The 17,327-nt window shown below is 38.7% G+C and carries 16 protein-coding genes and 1 pseudogene; 7 read left to right on the top strand and 10 right to left on the bottom strand.

Annotated features, from left to right (window positions below; genetic code table 11):
• The first annotated feature begins 86 nt into the window (after nucleotides 1-86).
• Entirely contained in the window at nucleotides 87-1,598 is a 1,512-nt protein-coding gene (gene ilvA, locus FJR11_RS20090; RefSeq protein ID WP_168506934.1) for a threonine ammonia-lyase, biosynthetic, read from the top strand.
• 40 nt (nucleotides 1,599-1,638) lie between these two features.
• Here the strand turns inward: ilvA and FJR11_RS20095 are convergent, their stop codons facing one another.
• The 4 genes from FJR11_RS20095 to FJR11_RS20110 all read right to left on the bottom strand — a co-directional run bounded on the left by FJR11_RS20095 (nucleotide 1,639) and on the right by FJR11_RS20110 (nucleotide 4,506).
• Nucleotides 1,639-2,100 carry a pyridoxamine 5'-phosphate oxidase family protein gene (locus tag FJR11_RS20095; protein WP_168506936.1) on the bottom strand — a complete coding sequence of 154 codons (462 nt, stop codon included), beginning with the start codon at nucleotides 2,098-2,100 and terminating at the stop codon, nucleotides 1,639-1,641.
• A gap of 476 nt (nucleotides 2,101-2,576) precedes the next feature.
• Entirely contained in the window at nucleotides 2,577-2,849 is a 273-nt protein-coding gene (locus tag FJR11_RS20100; protein ID WP_168506938.1) for a hypothetical protein, read from the bottom strand.
• Between the two features lie 49 nt (nucleotides 2,850-2,898).
• Nucleotides 2,899-3,945: an ABC transporter permease gene (locus FJR11_RS20105; RefSeq protein WP_168506940.1), complete on the bottom strand. Its 1,047-nt coding sequence runs from the start codon at nucleotides 3,943-3,945 to the stop codon at nucleotides 2,899-2,901.
• A gap of 42 nt (nucleotides 3,946-3,987) precedes the next feature.
• A complete protein-coding gene (locus FJR11_RS20110) occupies nucleotides 3,988-4,506 on the bottom strand; it encodes an adenine phosphoribosyltransferase (protein WP_168506942.1) in 519 nt (172 codons plus the stop codon).
• A gap of 284 nt (nucleotides 4,507-4,790) precedes the next feature.
• Between FJR11_RS20110 and FJR11_RS20115 the strand changes: the two genes are divergently transcribed.
• Both FJR11_RS20115 and FJR11_RS20120 read left to right on the top strand, forming a co-directional pair.
• Nucleotides 4,791-5,417, top strand: coding sequence for a DUF3038 domain-containing protein (locus FJR11_RS20115; RefSeq protein WP_168506944.1), 627 nt, complete (start codon nucleotides 4,791-4,793; stop codon nucleotides 5,415-5,417).
• An 11-nt stretch (nucleotides 5,418-5,428) separates the two neighbouring features.
• Nucleotides 5,429-6,871: a DUF4335 domain-containing protein gene (locus FJR11_RS20120; protein WP_168506946.1), complete on the top strand. Its 1,443-nt coding sequence runs from the start codon at nucleotides 5,429-5,431 to the stop codon at nucleotides 6,869-6,871.
• Between the two features lie 141 nt (nucleotides 6,872-7,012).
• Here the strand turns inward: FJR11_RS20120 and FJR11_RS20125 are convergent, their stop codons facing one another.
• A complete protein-coding gene (locus tag FJR11_RS20125) occupies nucleotides 7,013-7,882 on the bottom strand; it encodes a PD-(D/E)XK nuclease family protein (protein ID WP_168506948.1) in 870 nt (289 codons plus the stop codon).
• Between the two features lie 130 nt (nucleotides 7,883-8,012).
• Here FJR11_RS20125 and FJR11_RS20130 point away from each other — a divergent pair, with 130 nt between their 5' ends.
• Entirely contained in the window at nucleotides 8,013-9,440 is a 1,428-nt protein-coding gene (locus FJR11_RS20130; RefSeq protein WP_168506950.1) for a phosphoglucomutase/phosphomannomutase family protein, read from the top strand.
• A 58-nt stretch (nucleotides 9,441-9,498) separates the two neighbouring features.
• Nucleotides 9,499-9,774 carry a lipopolysaccharide assembly protein LapA domain-containing protein gene (locus FJR11_RS20135; protein WP_174763151.1) on the top strand — a complete coding sequence of 92 codons (276 nt, stop codon included), beginning with the start codon at nucleotides 9,499-9,501 and terminating at the stop codon, nucleotides 9,772-9,774.
• A 135-nt stretch (nucleotides 9,775-9,909) separates the two neighbouring features.
• On the opposite strand, the gene FJR11_RS20140 is transcribed toward FJR11_RS20135, so the two are convergent.
• The 4 genes and pseudogenes from FJR11_RS20140 to FJR11_RS20155 all read right to left on the bottom strand — a co-directional run.
• Complete coding sequence (locus FJR11_RS20140; RefSeq protein WP_168506952.1) at nucleotides 9,910-10,344, bottom strand: DUF4351 domain-containing protein; 435 nt, start codon at nucleotides 10,342-10,344, stop codon at nucleotides 9,910-9,912.
• Nucleotides 10,345-10,389: 45 nt separating this feature from the next.
• Entirely contained in the window at nucleotides 10,390-11,436 is a 1,047-nt protein-coding gene (locus FJR11_RS20145; RefSeq protein ID WP_174763152.1) for a cyanophycinase, read from the bottom strand.
• Nucleotides 11,437-11,600: 164 nt separating this feature from the next.
• Nucleotides 11,601-12,788, bottom strand: coding sequence for a glycosyltransferase family 4 protein (locus tag FJR11_RS20150; protein WP_168506956.1), 1,188 nt, complete (start codon nucleotides 12,786-12,788; stop codon nucleotides 11,601-11,603).
• A 334-nt stretch (nucleotides 12,789-13,122) separates the two neighbouring features.
• Nucleotides 13,123-13,683, bottom strand: a pseudogene (locus FJR11_RS20155) (HD-GYP domain-containing protein); the annotation flags it as partial.
• 557 nt (nucleotides 13,684-14,240) lie between these two features.
• Here FJR11_RS20155 and FJR11_RS20160 point away from each other — a divergent pair.
• Nucleotides 14,241-15,056, top strand: a complete 816-nt coding sequence (locus tag FJR11_RS20160) for a sulfurtransferase (protein ID WP_168506966.1) — start codon at nucleotides 14,241-14,243, stop codon at nucleotides 15,054-15,056.
• A gap of 73 nt (nucleotides 15,057-15,129) precedes the next feature.
• On the opposite strand, the gene FJR11_RS20165 is transcribed toward FJR11_RS20160, so the two are convergent.
• Entirely contained in the window at nucleotides 15,130-16,341 is a 1,212-nt protein-coding gene (locus FJR11_RS20165) for a hypothetical protein (protein WP_174763153.1), read from the bottom strand.
• 101 nt (nucleotides 16,342-16,442) lie between these two features.
• Here FJR11_RS20165 and FJR11_RS20170 point away from each other — a divergent pair.
• On the top strand, nucleotides 16,443-17,327 hold an 885-nt coding region (locus tag FJR11_RS20170), incomplete at its 3' end, for a FecR family protein (protein WP_168506958.1).

Raw genomic sequence — 17,327 nt, forward strand, 5'->3', positions numbered from 1 at the left:
TAGTTCCCTCCGGGACGCAATGCGAACACTATCGCTATAGTCAACAAGCGGTAGAATTAACATCCAACCCCAATTCCCTCCTTAATATGTATTGCGACTACCTGGTACAAATTCTCACAGCCCGCGTCTATGATGTAGCCCAAGAAACACCACTGGAATATGCCCCCAATCTCTCCGCGAGACTGAATAACAAACTCCTCCTCAAACGGGAAGATATGCAATCAGTCTTCTCCTTCAAGCTGCGGGGTGCATATAACAAAATGGTCAATCTCACCCCAGACTTACTTAAACAGGGTGTGATTGCGGCTTCTGCGGGCAATCATGCCCAAGGTGTAGCCTTAGCTGCCAGTCGCTTGGGAACAAAAGCTATCATTGTCATGCCTGTGATTACGCCCCAGGTAAAAATCAATGCCGTCAAAGCACGGGGTGGAGAAGTTGTATTACATGGTAATAACTATGATGATGCTTATGCCTACGCCCGGCAATTGGAAGCAGAAAAAGGGTTAACCTTTATACATCCCTTTGATGATCCGGAAGTGATTGCTGGCCAGGGAACAATTGGGATGGAAATCCTGCGCCAATATCAGCAACCTATTCACGCCATTTTTGTGGCCATTGGTGGTGGTGGCTTGATTTCCGGGATTGCGGCCTATGTCAAACGGTTGCGTCCCGATATTAAAATTATTGGTGTTGAACCTGTGGACGCTAACGCCATGTATCAATCATTGCAAGCTGGCGAGAGAGTGCGGTTGTCTCAGGTGGGTTTATTTGCGGACGGGGTAGCGGTGCGGGAAGTAGGGGAAGAAACCTTCCGGCTATGTCAGCAATATGTAGATGAAATTATTTTAGTGGATACAGATGCCACCTGTGCGGCAATTAAAGACGTATTTGAAGATACTCGTTCTATTTTAGAACCTGCGGGGGCATTAGCGATCGCTGGGGCAAAACTCTACGCAGAACGGGAACAAATTCAAGATCAAACCCTCGTCGCCGTTGCTTGTGGCGCTAACATGAACTTTGACCGTTTACGTTTTGTCGCTGAACGGGCAGAATTTGGAGAACGTCGAGAAGCTATATTTGCAGTCAGAATTCCCGAAGAAAGAGGTAGTTTAAGAAAGTTTTGTGAATGTATTGGTAAACGCAACCTCACAGAATTTAACTATCGCATTGCTGACCAAAAAGAAGCACATATTTTCGTAGGTGTGCAAATAGAAAACCGTGCCGACGCTGCGAAAATGGTCGCAAATTTTGAATCTCACGGTTTAAAAACCATAGATTTAACAGATGATGAATTAACAAAACTGCATTTACGTCACATGGTAGGAGGACATTCTCCTCTTGCAGAAAATGAACTCCTTTATCGCTTTGAATTTCCCGAACGTCCCGGTGCTTTAATGCAGTTTGTCACTTCCATTTCTCCAGACTGGAATATTAGCTTATTTCATTATCGCAATAATGGCGCAGACTATGGACGAATTGTGGTAGGAATGCAAGTTCCCCCCCACGAAACAACAGAATGGCAATTATTTTTAGATACTCTTGGTTATCACTATTGGCATGAAAGTGATAATCCTGCATATAAGTTATTTTTAGGATGATTTTGATAGATACCCGACTTCTTCAAGAAGTCGGGTATCTTTAACGGTTTGATAGTTCTAAAAAACTAATTGTTTGCGGCATAAAACTAGATAAACTTTCCCAATAATCTACTTTATTAACTTTGACTTTTAGTAAAGCAATATTGGGTTCATCTATGCCTTTGGGAAACCAAATTTCCAACCCTGGTTGCCATTTTGCTTGCAGTTGATCACGATCTCTTGTTAATTGGGCTGTTCCTAATATGGAAACAAATCGTTCTTGATTAGGTGCGGAAAAACTCACATTCACCTGTTGATGATGTTGAATTTCTACGACTTTATGGGAATCGGCTAAGGTAAAAAACCAGAGTGTAGCATCATTGTCAATTTCATTCCACATTGACATGGGGCGACTGTGTAAACTACCATCATCATCAACTGTTGTTAACATCCCACATTCAATACCTTCAAGCAGTTTACGCAATTCCTGAACTTGTGGTTTTGTCTCTAAAGATTGTGTCATTATATCTAGAATTGTATTTTTATGACATGAGTGATATTTTTAGTGTTAAAGGTTTTCGATTTATATACATGAGTCTAAAGAGGTATACTGCAAACGGTTCATAGTTTAACCAAATATAGAACCCCTCTGGTAAACCTCTCCCCGCACCCCTCCCTGACCCTCCCCTACAAGGGAGGGAAAAGGAGCAGCTTTTATGATTGGAGAGGCTTTGAACTCGTTCTTGGTATTATAAAAAAGTCCAGATTTTAGCCGTTTTGAGTATAACTATAGTATTTCCTAATCATATCGAGTATATTATAGCCCCCTCCTCGCTTGCGGGGAGGGGGTTGGGGGTGGGGTTCTTGTCCCTCACTAAATCGGAAAACGCTATATCAAAATCTGCTATTACCAATTTATCAAACAGAATTTAGGAGTCACCGAGTCACCGAGTCAGAATAACCCGCCGCACCATCTTCAACGAAGTAAGATGGGGTAGTTCATATATTCTGTAAAAACTCAACTTCTGGTAATAAAGGATCATTAACAATTCCCACACCAGCAAAACCCCAACGTTTAATTAAACCACCTATTTGAGAACTAGCTAGAGATTCAACAGTCAAACGGCTGGCTAAATCAGCAGCATGGGTATTGAGATAACTCAAAGCCTCGAAATCTTCTTTAAACAACAATAAATATCCTGATGTGGCATCATCAACACGGGCTGTAAGATATTTACCATCTGTTCTAGAACGAATAATATAATAAACCATTTGGTAATTGGTAATTGGTAACAACTGACAACTGACAACTAACAACTGACTAATTTAAATCTTCCAACTTAATTCGAGGATCTGCTGCTTTTAAAATCAAGTCAGCAATTAAATTACCAATAATCAATAATACTGCACTCATTACCAAACTCGCCATGACTAAATATTGGTCTTTAGCCAAAACAGCTTGTAAAGTTAACTTTCCTAAACCCGGCCAGTTGAAGAAATTTTCCGTAATAAATGCACCACTTAATAAACCTGCTAATTCAAAACCCAACAAAGTAATTAACGGGTTAATAGCATTTCGCAAAGCATGAACATAAATAACGCGGTTTTCTGGAAGTCCTTTAGCGCGAGCAGTTTGAATATAATCTTGGCGTAAAACATCCAATAATTGACCACGCATAATGCGTTGTAAACCAGCAAAACTGGTAATACTCAGAGCAATCAATGGTAAAACTGAATGCCAAGCAATATCCAGAATTTTACCTAACCATGTCAGGTCTGCATGATTAATACTCGTCATATTACCCACCGGAAAAAGTGGAGTAGTCAATTGAGCAAAGAATAGTAAAAATAAGACAGTGATAAAACTGGGAACACCTTGACCAGCATAACTGACTATCTGTAAAACCTGGTCAGTCCGGCGATTTTGTTTCACAGCAGCGAGAATACCCAAAGGAATAGCGATCGCCCAGGTTATAATTAACGAAGCGATCGCTAATAACAACGTCGCTGGGACTCTTTCCCATAACAGCGATGATACAGACCGTTGATAAACAAAACTTGTACCAAAATCACCTTTAGTCACAATTTGCTTTAACCAAAATCCAAACTGTTGTGGCCAAGACTTATCTAACCCAAATTGTCGCCTAATTTCCTCAATCCGTTCCGGTGAAATTTTGGGATTTTGCCGCAGGGTATCTACATAATCTCCCGGAGACAACTTCATAATAAAAAACGACAAAGCCGACGCTAAAAAAATCGTCAATAGTGCCTGCAAAAGCCGTTTGATTACATAAATAAAAGTCTCATTCGTAACTAGCTTGATTAGCCAGTCTCGACTCGTCTCCAGGGAAATTTTTGTATAAGTCATTAGTCGGTTGTCAGTTGTTCGTTGTCAGTTGTTGATTAACGCCTAATATTCAACCAGTGAGATAATGGGGACATCAGGTAAATGTTTCCGTCCTTGCAAATCCTGTAGTTCGATGATAAACCCAAACCCTACAAGTTCACAGTCAATCTTTTGTACTAACTTTGCTGTTGCACTTGCAGTTCCACCAGTAGCAATCAAATCATCCACAATCAGAACCTTGCTACCTGGCACTAAAGCATCCTGATGTACTTCTAATGTATCTGTACCATACTCTAGTTGATATTCAATAGCATGAACCGCTGCCGGTAACTTGCCTTTTTTACGAACAGGAATAAAACCCGCACCTAATTTATAAGCCACAGGCGCACCAAAAATGAACCCCCGCGACTCCATGCCAATAATATAATCTACCTGAAGTTCAATTTCAGAGCATTTTTGTGCTAAAAGGTCAATAGTATAACGCAATCCCGCTGGATTGCTTAACAGAGTAGTGATATCCCGAAATAAAATTCCCGGCTTCGGAAAATCTGGTATATCACGAATTAGAGATTTTAAATCCATATTTGTGAGTAGTCAGTGTTCTTAAAAGAAGCAAAGGGCAAGAGGTAAGAATTTTCCCTAATCCCTGCCAAATCCTACACTATAATGTCATACCCTGGAGACTAGACCTTTTGGTTTACCATCCATTGATCATCATCAAGAATTTAAAAATTTAATGTATGTGGGAACATTTGGGTAGAAAAACTAAGTAATGTATATAATTGAACTGCCATATCGCGCCGGCGATTAGCAGTGGGAGGATAATGTCAATCACTTTATTGGAAACGCATAAGGTATTTTTTAGAATGAATGTCTCCGCTAATGTTACGCCTTTAAACAGCCCAAATTTTGCAGGAACGCCGACGATTTTGGACACTTTACCAGATCCAGCGATTGCTGGCCAGGTATGTCCAGCCAGAACTAGATTACAAATAGATTTAATGTTACTAGCCATTGAAGCCTTAGAACTGGGCGGTTCTGAAGCCATCTTGTCCTTTGCTGAAGAATTAGACCTGACAGGAATCATCAAAAATCGGGTAAACTTGTGGCGGATGCGAGCCTCTAACCCCATGCGAAGAGCGCATAGTCGCCGCCCTTTAGATATTTTGGAAGCTAAAGCCTTAGTAGTTATTGCTTGCTACATTGCGCGGCGGTTAACAGTTGTGATTCGGCAACTACTAACCATATATCAACAATTGGCGGAAAAACAGATTCCCCCAGAACAAAATTTAAGATTAGCTAATTACCTAGAAAGGTTTAGAACCCATTTTAAAAGTCGGATGAATTCCCGTCGCTCCGGTGTACTAGCATTAACTTCTGATGAAAAATTAGATGAACTAGCTATAGAGTTATTAGGAAAATTATTATTCTGTACAGGCACAGCGGGAATGCAGCGGTACTGGATTTCTCTTTTTGACGGTGAAGTAGAGTAGAGTAAATAAAAATGAATATCCAACGTAAGTATAGTTTGCCTAATTGTACCCTGCTCCTAGAAGGGTTAAGTGACATGACACGGACTGCTAACTTTCAAGAACTGCGTCCTGATCTATCCATATTAGTAAATGCAGAATGCTATTTATCTAATTACAATCAACCCATAGGTGGGGGTAGGGAATTTTTTGAAAGCCTAGTTAGAGCCGTCAGCACCTATGCCCAAGAAGTTTTAAGTAACATCCCCAACAGCCCTCAGAAAAAATTTGCAAATCAAAATCATCAGTCAGAGTTAGTAGAATTACAAAAAATTGACAGCAACAGACACAGATTAATTGTTCACTCCGAAGTAACAGAAGACAACACCAACCAAGGACAACAATCAACAATTCAAATAGACTTAAACACAGTCCAGTTATTTGATTTAGTTGAAGCTGTAGATCAGTTTTTTGCTGATAGCCAGACTTTACCAGAATTATCCCTAGAACTACACCCAGTTACTCGCAGCTATGGTGGTTCAAATCAAGTTATACTCAAACAAGCAATCCCCGCTACCGTAGGCATATCCAGTCTAGCCGTAGCTGCATTAGCTTTTAGCCTCATTCCTGCTCCCCAAATCCGTACACCGGATAGCTTGCGTAGTGAAGCCATAGTCAAACCAGAGGAACAATCCAGCACTTCCATACCCACAACCACACCTCAACCTTCAGCCTCGGTAACACCCACAGCAGCAGCCACACCTACAGAAACAGCCATACCCATCACAGTTAAAGATGTAGAAGCACTTTTAAAGACAGTTCCAGAAATAACAGATCCATCTCAGTTACGGGCATTAAATCGCCAAGTTTATAATCAAATTCATCCAGTTTGGACAAATCGCTCAGAATTACCAGAGGATTTAGTTTATCGTTTAGGTGTTGCCGCCGACGGGAGTATCATTGGTTATAAAGCAGTCAATCAAAAAGCCAGTGACGCTATCGAAAAAACACCACTGCCAAAACTGCTCTATAATCCTGCTAATCGCAACCCGAATGAACCCATTGCTCAATTCAAAGTCGTCTTTACTCAAAAAGGTATTTTAGAAATTAGTCCTTGGGGAGGATACGCTAAAACACCAGAAGTGACTGGCAAAAAAATTACTGATACCAGTCAAATCAAAGATCTAAATCAAAAGCTGTATAGTACAATTCGTCAAAATTGGAGTGTTAGTCCCACCTTTGCCAGCGATTTGAAATATCGAGTAGCGGTGAATAAAGAAGGTGTGATTGCTGACTATGAACCACTCAACCAAGTTGCTTTTGATTATTTTAAGGAAACACCTCTTCCCCAGATGTTTCAAGCGATTTATGGCTCAAATGTAGCTGCACCCGATAACAAAGAACCCTTGGCTCACTTTCAAGTAGTATTTACACCTAAAGGTGAATTAGAAGTCACCCATTGGAAAGGATACAAATAGTTAAGGCTTGCGGAAAACATTCTGTTAACTTCATAAGAAATAACGAAGGGTGCGGAAACCACTTTACCAGCAAACTTATTGATTAATTGCTGGTAAATATTCATCCATAATGATGAAAAGTGCTATTCCTGCTTCTTTAAACTAAGAAGACCTGGGAGAAGAGTGAGGTTTAGTAATTGGCATCGAATAAGATTTTGGTAATTTTAAATCAGCGAATTCACAGATAGAACTAAAAGCACAAAAACGGCAATGGTTGCCGGGATTTGGGGGAAATATTTGACTGAAGTTGCTATTTTTAGCTTCATATTGTTGTAAATCTTCCTGATGTTGATGGGCAATATTAGCCAATTCAGATTCTAAAGATTTAAATTCACTATTACTAATAGTAATTAATTCCGATTTTTTGCAAATTTCCAAATTATAAAAAGAGGCAACTGCGGGTTTACCAGGATAAAGATAACGGGCTGCCAGTAAATAAACCAATGCTTGTCTGTGGTCAAAAGCCGATCTACCAGTTTTAAAATCTAAAATATGTAAGGTGCTATCAGATTCAATAAATATACAGTCCATAGCGGCATATAACCGAAAGCAATAATCTTGTTTTTCAATCACAATCGGTTTAGGAAAACCTTCATCACCCGCAGTCAGTTCCAGAATCCGCTTACCTAATAATAAAGGGGCATTTTGATATTTTCGTAAAATTTGCAATACTCGATATTTAACAGTTTCATGAGTTTGACTCAATCCCAATAACCGGGCAACTTTTTCCACACCATCAACCTGAGTTAACCATTGAAGATGACGATGAAACTCATATACACCTTTTTGGGCGAGAATCCCAATCCGCTGGGGTGGGGTAGCTGTTGCTAATAAAGCCTTGACTTGTGGTTCATGTTGTCGGGCTTTAATAAACCCTCTTCTCATTTGGCAATGCCAATGTTCCTGTCCCCGGCTGGGGGCAAATAACGACCAAAGGTGGTAACTAACAAAGGGTCTATCGGGGGTTGACATCTGCTCAGTAGAGTGAGAGAAATTACCTTGGGGATACTTGCGGCTTAGTGGCTATTCCACAGGTTTGCGGGATGCTTCCTAATAGTAAATAAGTAAATAGCAATAATAATGCACGGGAGAGAGTGGCAATATGAGTAACCCTAGCAATTCCGGTAAGATAAAGTTTGGTACTGATGGATGGCGCGGAATTATTGCTGATGATTTTACTTTTCCTAATGTGCGGAAAGTAACTAGAGCGATCGCTAGTTATCTGGAAACTGCCTATAGTAAGGACAAACCTGTTTTAATTGCCTACGATACTAGGTTTTTAGCTGACGAGTTCGCCCGGACATCTGCCGCAGTTTTGGCAGATTTGGGCTGGAATGTGAAAATTACTGATCGGGATTGTCCCACCCCAGTAATTGCCTACAATGCCCGGCTGCTGAATTCCGCAGGGGCTTTGATGTTTACTGCTAGTCATAATCCTGCACCTTATTGTGGGATTAAATATATACCCGATTATGCGGGTCCGGCGACTCCAGAAATTACTGATACCATTGTCGCTAATATAGAAATGGCATCGGACGAGTTACCTGGAAGTAACCCATCTGGTTCAATTTCTACTTTTAATCCTAAGCCCGATTATCTGAATTTTATCTACACCTTGCTAGATGTGGAAAAAATTAGAAGTGCGAATTTAAAGGTTAAGTATGATGCCCTTTATTCTACCTCCCGTGGCTATTTAGATGAAGTCTTGCAACACTGTGGTTGTCAATTAGAAAGTTTCCACGATTGGCGAGATGTGCTGTTTGGGGGTGGTATGCCTGAACCCAAAGGGGAACAGTTGGTGGAGTTGGTGGAAGCTGTGAAAGCTGATCAGGCTGATTTGGGTTTGGCTACCGATGGTGATAGCGATCGCTTTGGTATTGTTGATGAACAAGGTAATGTTCTGACTCCCAATACAGTGCTGTTAGTTCTAGCACGGCATTTGATTAAAAACAAGGGTAAAAGCGGTGCGATCGTTCGGACTGTGGCAACTACGCACTTATTAGATAATTTTGCTGCTAAGTATGGCTTGCAAATTTATGAAACTGCGGTGGGTTTTAAATACATTGGTGAGAAAATGCGGGAAACCGCTGTTTTGATTGGTGGAGAAGAATCCGGTGGTTTGAGTATCATTGGGCATATTCCTGAAAAAGATGGGGTTTTAGCAGATATGCTAGTAGCTGAGGCGATCGCTTATGAAGGTAAGCCTTTGAGTCAGTTGGTACAGGAAGCTATTGCTGAAGCTGATGGGCCTTTGTATAACAATCGCTTGGATTTACACCTCACGGAAGATCACAAAGTTGCCGTGATTGATTCTTACACCCAAAATCCGCCTTCTGTAGTGGCAGGAATCAAGGTGAAAGAGGTGGGAAGGAAAGATGGTATTAAACTGTATTTGGAAGAGGGTAGCTGGGTGTTGCTGCGTCCTTCTGGGACAGAACCTTTGGTGAGAGTGTACATGGAAACTAACTCACCGGAAAAACTTAGCCAGATTGCAAAATTCATGGAAGCTGAAATTGCTAAGTTAGGATAAAACCCCACCCCTAACCCCTCCCCGCTTGCGAGGAGGGGAATTATCTTTATTTAAAGTTATGATTTTGAAAATATTGGCGAATTTTTTAATATTACTAATTATAGCTATTTGGGTAGTGGCGATCGCTCTCATTTCTGTGCAAAATGCTACTCCTGTATCTTTACGGTTTTTGGGTTTTCAATCAATCCAAATTCCCTTTGGTTTGATATTGGCTTTTAGTGTGGCTGTGGGTTTGTTAGGTACAGCCGTTTTACAACCTCTCTGGGGGTTGGGAGAGTCACAATCTAGAGTAGATGAGGATGCAGAGTTTTTTGTTGATGATGAGGATTTTTAGAAGTTTTTAGATCCCCGACTTCTTTGATAAATTTTGTTATTTATCAAATTGAATTTGTAGAAGTCGGGGATCTTAATTTTGGGTTTTTCTCACGGAAAGACGCAAATAGAAAGAGATAAAAGATAGCCCACTTAATTAACTTTCATTCCGACTTAACCAAGTTACTAAATCAGAGATTTCTGAAAAATCTAACAATGAGTCTGCTAAATCATCTAACTTTTCAATGGTTAACATTCTGATGCTATTAAGTAATGATGAATCTATTTCTCCAAAACGGCGATTAAGCAAACGGATAATCGTCCGTTGCTCACCTTTTTGCAAAATATCCTGATAAATTACTGATTCTTGCATAATTTCCTCGCTTAACAATTGACGAATCAAGTTTTTCTCAAACCGTAAACCGGCTAAAATCTCTGTATAAGCTGCAATATCTTGTTGAGTCTCTCTATCTGAAATTTTAGCAACATTTTCAGAAACTTGCGATAACAGGCTTTGGGGCGAATTTGTGCGGGTTAACGGTGCTAGGTTAATTGGGAAATGAAAGAAAAATAGAGACGTTTCATAAAACATCTCTACAAAAATTCTAGAAGATACACATTTAAAGTCACTCAATATCTAATAAGGATCTGAGTCAAATCTTCCCCGCTTCACACTTCTGAGATAATAACCTCGTGAAGGTAGTTTATTTAAATCGAATGTATCACCTCTAGGAACTCGCCAAATTTTATAGTCGTGATAGGTGAGAGGACTACCTTTTTCACAAATTTCTGGAGGATGATCTCCTAAGACAAAATATGCTGAACCTTTACCCATAACTTTAGCAATACCGTATTTATCAACCAGTAAAGATGTCTCTTCACTAATTGCTATTCCTAACGCTTTTGAAGATACACCATCTTGAATTTGTCTAGCAATAAAAACCATAATTCTTCCCATTCTTTTGCGTTCATCGAAATGAGTATCAATGATAGTTCCGCGCAAATATTTCCACTGAAAAAAGTTATAGGTAAAGGTAATATTCCCGTAGGGATCATCAAGGGCTTCATGAGTTTCAATGCTATCGTCACAAGCACAGGAATCATAAACATATTCACTTTGAATCATCGCCCCGGCACTTGTACCACCAATAGCCCCACCTTTATCGTAAACTGACTTGATAGCAACTTCTAACTTAGTGTTTTTCCAGTGGCGAATATATTCACATTGATCACCACCAGCAAAGAAAATTACACCAGCATTTCTGACTTTATCAAAAATATCGGTTCTATTTGCTTCTTGGCGATTCCGAATGATGAGAGTTTCTACATATTTGACACCTCTCATGCGATAAATTAGTTGATTATAATCATCGCTACCAGCAGCACGAATTACTAAAACATTAACTTTATTGTCGCTGTTACTACCTCCCCTGACTTGATTAATCATCCACTGAATAGCGTCATCAACATCAGTACCACCACCACCTAAATTATGAACAGGACCAGCTAGTTTAGGTAGTTTATAAGCTGGTTCAGATGTAGGGGGCTGGATATCGCTGATGATATCCTTAAAGAACCGCTTTAACTTGGCTGTTAAACGATCTATGATTCGGTTTACCATCCTCAACAAGGTATTTGTTGCATTCTGCAAACGCCTGGATATACTTAGGAATGCCTTTGTCATATTAAAATCTTGTCAAGCAAACAGCAATCATTTCTAACTCTCGCATTTCTAAGGGTTAAATTCCCAGCGTACAGGGTTTGTACTGTTTTTCACGGCCAATAATCAGAGTAGTCTTTAATTCTCATTGGTACTCTGGGAAAATCTCATTTTTATGCCGTTTTTGATTACCAAACAATTTGCGATCGCTCTTTCACTACTCTTTCATAAACCATTTCTGTTTGCTGACCTAATTTTGGCCAGCTAAATCTTTTTTCTAAATCTGCATAAGCGTTATTTACCAACCATTGACAATAATCTGGGTTTTTCAAAACTTCTAAAATTCCCCAAGCGACAGAGTCGGGATTATTTACCCAAGTGGTAATTCCCGTTTTTGTATGTTGAACTACTTCTGGAAAACCACCAGTATCCGAAACTATTACTGGTACACGAGAAGCAAAACTTTCTAAAGCCACAATGCCAAAGGGTTCATAAAAACTGGGGAAAACTGCACAGTCAGCGATGGTTTGAAATTTATCCAAGTATTCATCAGCCAGGAAACCAGTAAAGTAACACTTATCCCAAATCCCTAAATCCCAAGCTTGACGTTTGAGATGCTCAGTATTACCACCACCAACTATGACAAATTTAACATTACCCTCCATTTCCCAAAGTACCTTGGGGGCAGCATTAAGCAATACAGGTACACCTTTTTCATAGCTCATGCGACCAAGATAATACACAATTTTTTCATAATCTGCGGCAAATCGTCGCCGAAAATCTTGAGCATGAAAATCTTGGTGATGTATTTTCTTTTCTGGGCGAATACCATTATAAATTACATCAATTTTATCATTAGGAATATATAGTGTTCGTACCATTTCTTGACGCATATATTCAGTACAAACAATGATTCGCCAAGCATTTTCCGCTAGTGTATATTCTTTATGATGAATATAGCTTTGGGTATCATTATGAATGCCATTGTAACGTCCGTGTTCTGTGGCGTGAATTGTGGCAATGAGGGGAATTTTAAAGATATGCTTAAGAGCGATCGCGGCATCCCCAACTAACCAATCGTGAGCATGAATCAGATCAAATGGACCTTTTTCCATCAGCAATTTACCACCATGAGATCCCATACTCTCATTTAAGTTCACCACCCAGTGAAAAAAGTCGTTATTGGCTGCCACTTCTACACGATGGATATGAATCCCTTCCACTACTTCATACAAGGATGCTGGACCAAATTCAGGGGTAATCAGGTGAATCTCATGGCCTAGCTTGATCAGTTCTGGGTATAACTCAGCAACGTGACGAGCAATTCCCCCAACTATCCTTGGTGGAAATTCCCAACTCAGCACTAATATCTTCATTGACTTGACTCCCCGATGATTGACAAAAATCTAAAAAAGTTGAAAAACTATATTTATAGCAGGGAATAGGGAAAAGATTTAAAAGTTTTTTGATTTCTGAGCGCAAAGAGTAGCGTTAGCCATATTTAATGATGCCTATAGCTTCCGTAAGTATACACTATATAACACTATATATTAGCTGCTACGGCTTAAAGGATAGGTTTGGCAATTGGTGGGAGTTTGTTTAACTAGAGGTTTGGTTTTTGCTTATGGTTATTTTGTTGATACTCCCCGCTCTCAAGATACTAAAGGTAAAGGACAGCTAAGTTTTTCCGCCAACCTACAAAACTTAACCTCAAGGGTTTTCAGCTTTTTTTCTGATAAATTCAGCAAATTTTTCCGTTAGTTCAGGATTACGCCAACCAGCCTCAGCTTCTTTCCGCATTAGTGCAATTGCTAATTCTGGAGACAAACCTTTTTTATAAGGTCTTTCACTAATCAAGGCATCATAAATATCAATAATCTGAAATACTTGGACTATATAGGGAATTTCATGCCCTTTAAGTCCATCTGGATACCCTGAGCCGTCCCAGCGTTCATGGTGATGACGAATAATAGGAAGTACACCTTTTGTACTTGCTAGTGGCTGGCAAATTTTTTCCCCAATTACAGCGTGCTGCTTCATTATCTCCCATTCATCTGGGGTAAGTTTTTCCTTCTTTAATAACACTGCGTCAGGAGTGGCGATCTTACCAATATCATGGAGATAAGCACCCCAATTCAAATTTCTAATTTCTAACGGTGAAAGTTGCAGATATGCACCAAATTCAGAACCAATTTTCACCAGTCTTTCACAGTGATTACCTGTATCAGAATCACGGCTACCAATAGCTACAGCAAAAAAAAATAATAATTGATCAGTCCCTTCTAAATTTGAATGCCTTTCTAAAAGACTTGATGTTTTATAAACTATAGAATCGTAAGTATTGGTCATATCAGATGCAATCTCAGTAGATAAAGGTGCTGCTACTTCCAACATCATATTTAGTGCGTTAGTTGTAGAATCTATAGACTTTAATTGTTCTTGAATCACGAAATTATCTCCTGATTATTTAATAAATTACCACAGAGTGAAATTAAAAATTAAAAAAGTAGATTTCACAAACTTTTTGTGAAATTTTTAATCATTAGTTCATTTATGCTCTTATATACTCGTTATATAAGAAAGCTTCTATATCAAGAATTATTACACAAATATTAATTTTGGTAAAGTTTTATCTGGAAAATCACAGTAAATATACATAATGTGTATGAAAACTATAACTTAGTCACCTTTTGTGCGATTGTGAGGTTGATTCCATAGCAGTGGCCTGTTGTTGTCGTTTGAAGATCACTTTAGCAAGGATCTCAATCACCAACAAGAGTCCCTGAGTCATGAAAAAGATAAGTATTTTTACCAATTACCAATTACCGATGATTAATCAATTTATTGTTTCTCCACAATGGCTATTTGAAAATATCAATAATCCTCAAGTTGTGATTGTTGATTGTCGGTTTTCTTTGGCTGATGTCCAATTAGGAAAACAACAGTATCAAGCTAATCATATCCCAGGTGCTTACTATTTAGACTTAAATCAAGATTTATCTAGTTCTGTAGAAGAACATGGGGGAAGACATCCTTTACCAAGCACCACAGAGTTAGCAGAAAAGTTATCAGCAATTGGGGTGAATTTCCAAGAAACTTTAGTAGTAGCTTATGATGATTCTCGCTTGGCTTTTGCCTCTCGGTTATGGTGGTTATTACAGTATTTAGGACATGAACAAGTAGCTGTTTTAGATGGTGGTTTTGACCGTTGGCAAAAAGCAGGTTATTCTGTGACAGATGTAATTCCTACCGCTGCAAGAGGAATATTTATTCCCCAATTACAAGCGGATAAACTTGTAGATTTTACGTATGTTAAAAATCACAAAGATAGTCCAGATGTAGTTTTAGTAGACTCTAGGGAAGCAGAAAGGTATCGTGGAGAAAAAGAACCAATTGATAAAATTGCTGGACATATTCCCGGTGCTGTTAACTATCCTTGGCAAGAAGTAACTGACGCTTCTGGTTGCATACTTCCTCAGTCAGAACAATCTCAACGGTGGCAAAATATAGACTCAACTAAAGAAATTTTAGTTTATTGTGGTTCTGGTGTTACCGCTTGTGTAAATTTACTTTCTTTAGCCATAGCTGGAGTTCCCACAGGTAAACTTTATGCTGGTAGCTGGAGTGATTGGATTAGTTATTAGTTATTTGTCAGTGGTCAGTGGTCAGTGGTCAGTGGTCAGTGGAAGAAATTCTTCCCAATTACCAATTACCACTTTAAAACCTACCTAATTCAAAATTGTAATTTGCACTAAAAAACCAGCTTGAAAAATCAATATTGCTAACACTAGAATCACCAAAATTAAACCCAGATTGCAAATTCACATTACTTTGATCAGAAATGCGGTAATTTAAATTTGCATATAAACGGTGAAATTGATCTTCTCTTTCTCGTTGGGTAAAGTCTGATAGATTTACTTGGTAATTAATCCCCACTTGTAAAGGTTTTTGTAAATAGTAATTTAAAGAAACCCACAAAGAATTAATGACTCGACTGCGATTTTCTGGTTCAGCGAAATTAACACTTAATTCATAGAAACTATCTACAACTAATTTTTCACTGATATTATCCCTTCTTCCCAAAGATAAACTTAAGGAATGTTCATTTAAAAAGCGTTCTCCTGCATTAAAGAAATCGCCATTTTGAGCATAGAACAACTGTTGATTACTCCAAGCAAGTTCTCCATACATTTTTTGAGATAATTGTTGATAAATACCAAAATTCAATTTTAATTGATTGTAACTGTATTGTGATTGGTCAATATAACGAATCAAATTACCATCAATAGAGCCATTTAAATAGGTATGAGAACCTACTGGAAAATAAGCAGAAGCTAAAGTTAATCCAGAAAAAACTAAACCATCTTGTATGGGATTATCCTGAGCAGAAAAGATATTACTGGTCCCAAAGTAACCAACATGAGCCTTTAAAGAACCTATAGATTTGAATTCAACTGCGGGTATTCCCTCTACTGGTTTTGGCCTCACCCGTAAACCCAACTCCTGTTCAACATCTGATTCTGGTGGTAACTGGGTTTGCTGTTGTAACTTCGGTAAAGGAGTCTTGAGCTTTTCAGATAGATTGATATCAGCCTGATTATATAATTGCTCTGTGGTATTTACAGCCTCCTGGGGTAAATCATCAGATAGTCCCTGCTGTGGAGAATTGTTAATATCCTCTGTTTTTGTTTCTACTTGTATTTGTGAGTATTTTTGTTGAGAATCCTGAGACTGTTGATTTTGCTCTGTATCATCAAAATATGTTACATTAGATACAGTCAAATTTAAATTTTCCTGATCCTCTAAATTAGCTGCCCATGCTTGATTGTCACTAAGATAACACCATTCACAACTAGTAAAAGCTAATACAGTTAAAAAAAATAGGTTTTTCCAGACTTTGGGTGGGATTTCTGGGAGTGTTGCTGGCATTTTATAAAAATATTCCACAATTGTTATTAAAAGGTGTTTTGCGCTGCCTTAACAAATGAAAAAAAACACAACTTTTTATTTTTTCCAGAGGTATGTCAGTTATGCTTACTAAACTTTTACCACATTTTGTGCTGGGTTTATCAACAGTTATAGTTTTCCATTTACCAAATAGAGCAATTGCTTTCACTCCTTTAACAAAAGCAGAAATTCAAAAACTGCATAACATAGTCCAATTTCTTCCCAAAGATAACTTAAACAAGCGTCCTGCCCGTCACTTAGATATTATAACCCCTGGAGATGGTGTTTCGACTGGTAAATCCTCCCTTGCAGATTTACGTTTTAATGATGGATCTTTGGCACGGTTAGGAGAACAAGCAGTATTTAAATTTGTCCCTAAACAACGCAATTTTCAACTATCCAATGGAACTGTATTACTGCTTATCCCTCCTGGACAAGGACAAACACAGATTAAAACACCCAATGCAGTGGCCGCAATTCGTGGTTCAGCCTTATTTGTTCGCTATAATCCCACAACAGATACAACCATTGTTGGGGCGCTCACAAATAGTGGTATTCAGGTTTTTAATCAGAAAGCTTCGCAAAACTATGTCCTGGAAGCGGGACAGTTAATGGTTGTAGTTGCAGGTAAATTTCAAGGTTTATATGATTTTGATTTGAGAAATTTTTATGAAACCAGTGATTTAGTTAAAGGATTAAATTTAACTAAGAAAAATTCTAATACAATATCAGATCCACTCCTCGCTGGTGTCCAAGCTGAAATTAATGCGGCTGTAGCAATACAGTCACCAATCACCGGACAAGGAGTAATTGAAAACCCATCTTTTTTACAAAACTCTGCTACTGCTAAAAATCCCCCCAATCAAAACTCAACCATAGGAAATTCTCCTATTAATAATAATCAGGACAATCTCCCCGTTGAATCTTTAGTAGAAACGGGACAGATGATATTACAAATTCAGCAAAGT

It is taken from the genome of Anabaena sp. UHCC 0187, assembly GCF_009712035.1.
Classification (GTDB): Bacteria; Cyanobacteriota; Cyanobacteriia; order Cyanobacteriales; family Nostocaceae; genus Dolichospermum.

Excerpts from the sequence above, each read along its gene's own strand:
- FJR11_RS20140 (WP_168506952.1), bottom strand. The coding sequence starts at position 10,344 with ATGTTTTATGAAACGTCTCTATTTTTCTTTCATTTCCCAATTAACCTA.
- FJR11_RS20150 (WP_168506956.1), bottom strand. The coding sequence starts at position 12,788 with ATGAAGATATTAGTGCTGAGTTGGGAATTTCCACCAAGGATAGTTGGG.
- FJR11_RS20095 (WP_168506936.1), bottom strand. The coding sequence starts at position 2,100 with ATGACACAATCTTTAGAGACAAAACCACAAGTTCAGGAATTGCGTAAA.
- ilvA (WP_168506934.1), top strand. The coding sequence starts at position 87 with ATGTATTGCGACTACCTGGTACAAATTCTCACAGCCCGCGTCTATGAT.
- FJR11_RS20135 (WP_174763151.1), top strand. The coding sequence starts at position 9,499 with ATGATTTTGAAAATATTGGCGAATTTTTTAATATTACTAATTATAGCT.
- FJR11_RS20130 (WP_168506950.1), top strand. The coding sequence starts at position 8,013 with ATGAGTAACCCTAGCAATTCCGGTAAGATAAAGTTTGGTACTGATGGA.
- FJR11_RS20125 (WP_168506948.1), bottom strand. The coding sequence starts at position 7,882 with ATGTCAACCCCCGATAGACCCTTTGTTAGTTACCACCTTTGGTCGTTA.
- FJR11_RS20110 (WP_168506942.1), bottom strand. The coding sequence starts at position 4,506 with ATGGATTTAAAATCTCTAATTCGTGATATACCAGATTTTCCGAAGCCG.
- FJR11_RS20160 (WP_168506966.1), top strand. The coding sequence starts at position 14,241 with ATGATTAATCAATTTATTGTTTCTCCACAATGGCTATTTGAAAATATC.
- FJR11_RS20115 (WP_168506944.1), top strand. The coding sequence starts at position 4,791 with ATGAATGTCTCCGCTAATGTTACGCCTTTAAACAGCCCAAATTTTGCA.
- FJR11_RS20100 (WP_168506938.1), bottom strand. The coding sequence starts at position 2,849 with ATGGTTTATTATATTATTCGTTCTAGAACAGATGGTAAATATCTTACA.
- FJR11_RS20120 (WP_168506946.1), top strand. The coding sequence starts at position 5,429 with ATGAATATCCAACGTAAGTATAGTTTGCCTAATTGTACCCTGCTCCTA.
- FJR11_RS20165 (WP_174763153.1), bottom strand. The coding sequence starts at position 16,341 with ATGCCAGCAACACTCCCAGAAATCCCACCCAAAGTCTGGAAAAACCTA.
- FJR11_RS20145 (WP_174763152.1), bottom strand. The coding sequence starts at position 11,436 with ATGACAAAGGCATTCCTAAGTATATCCAGGCGTTTGCAGAATGCAACA.
- FJR11_RS20105 (WP_168506940.1), bottom strand. The coding sequence starts at position 3,945 with ATGACTTATACAAAAATTTCCCTGGAGACGAGTCGAGACTGGCTAATC.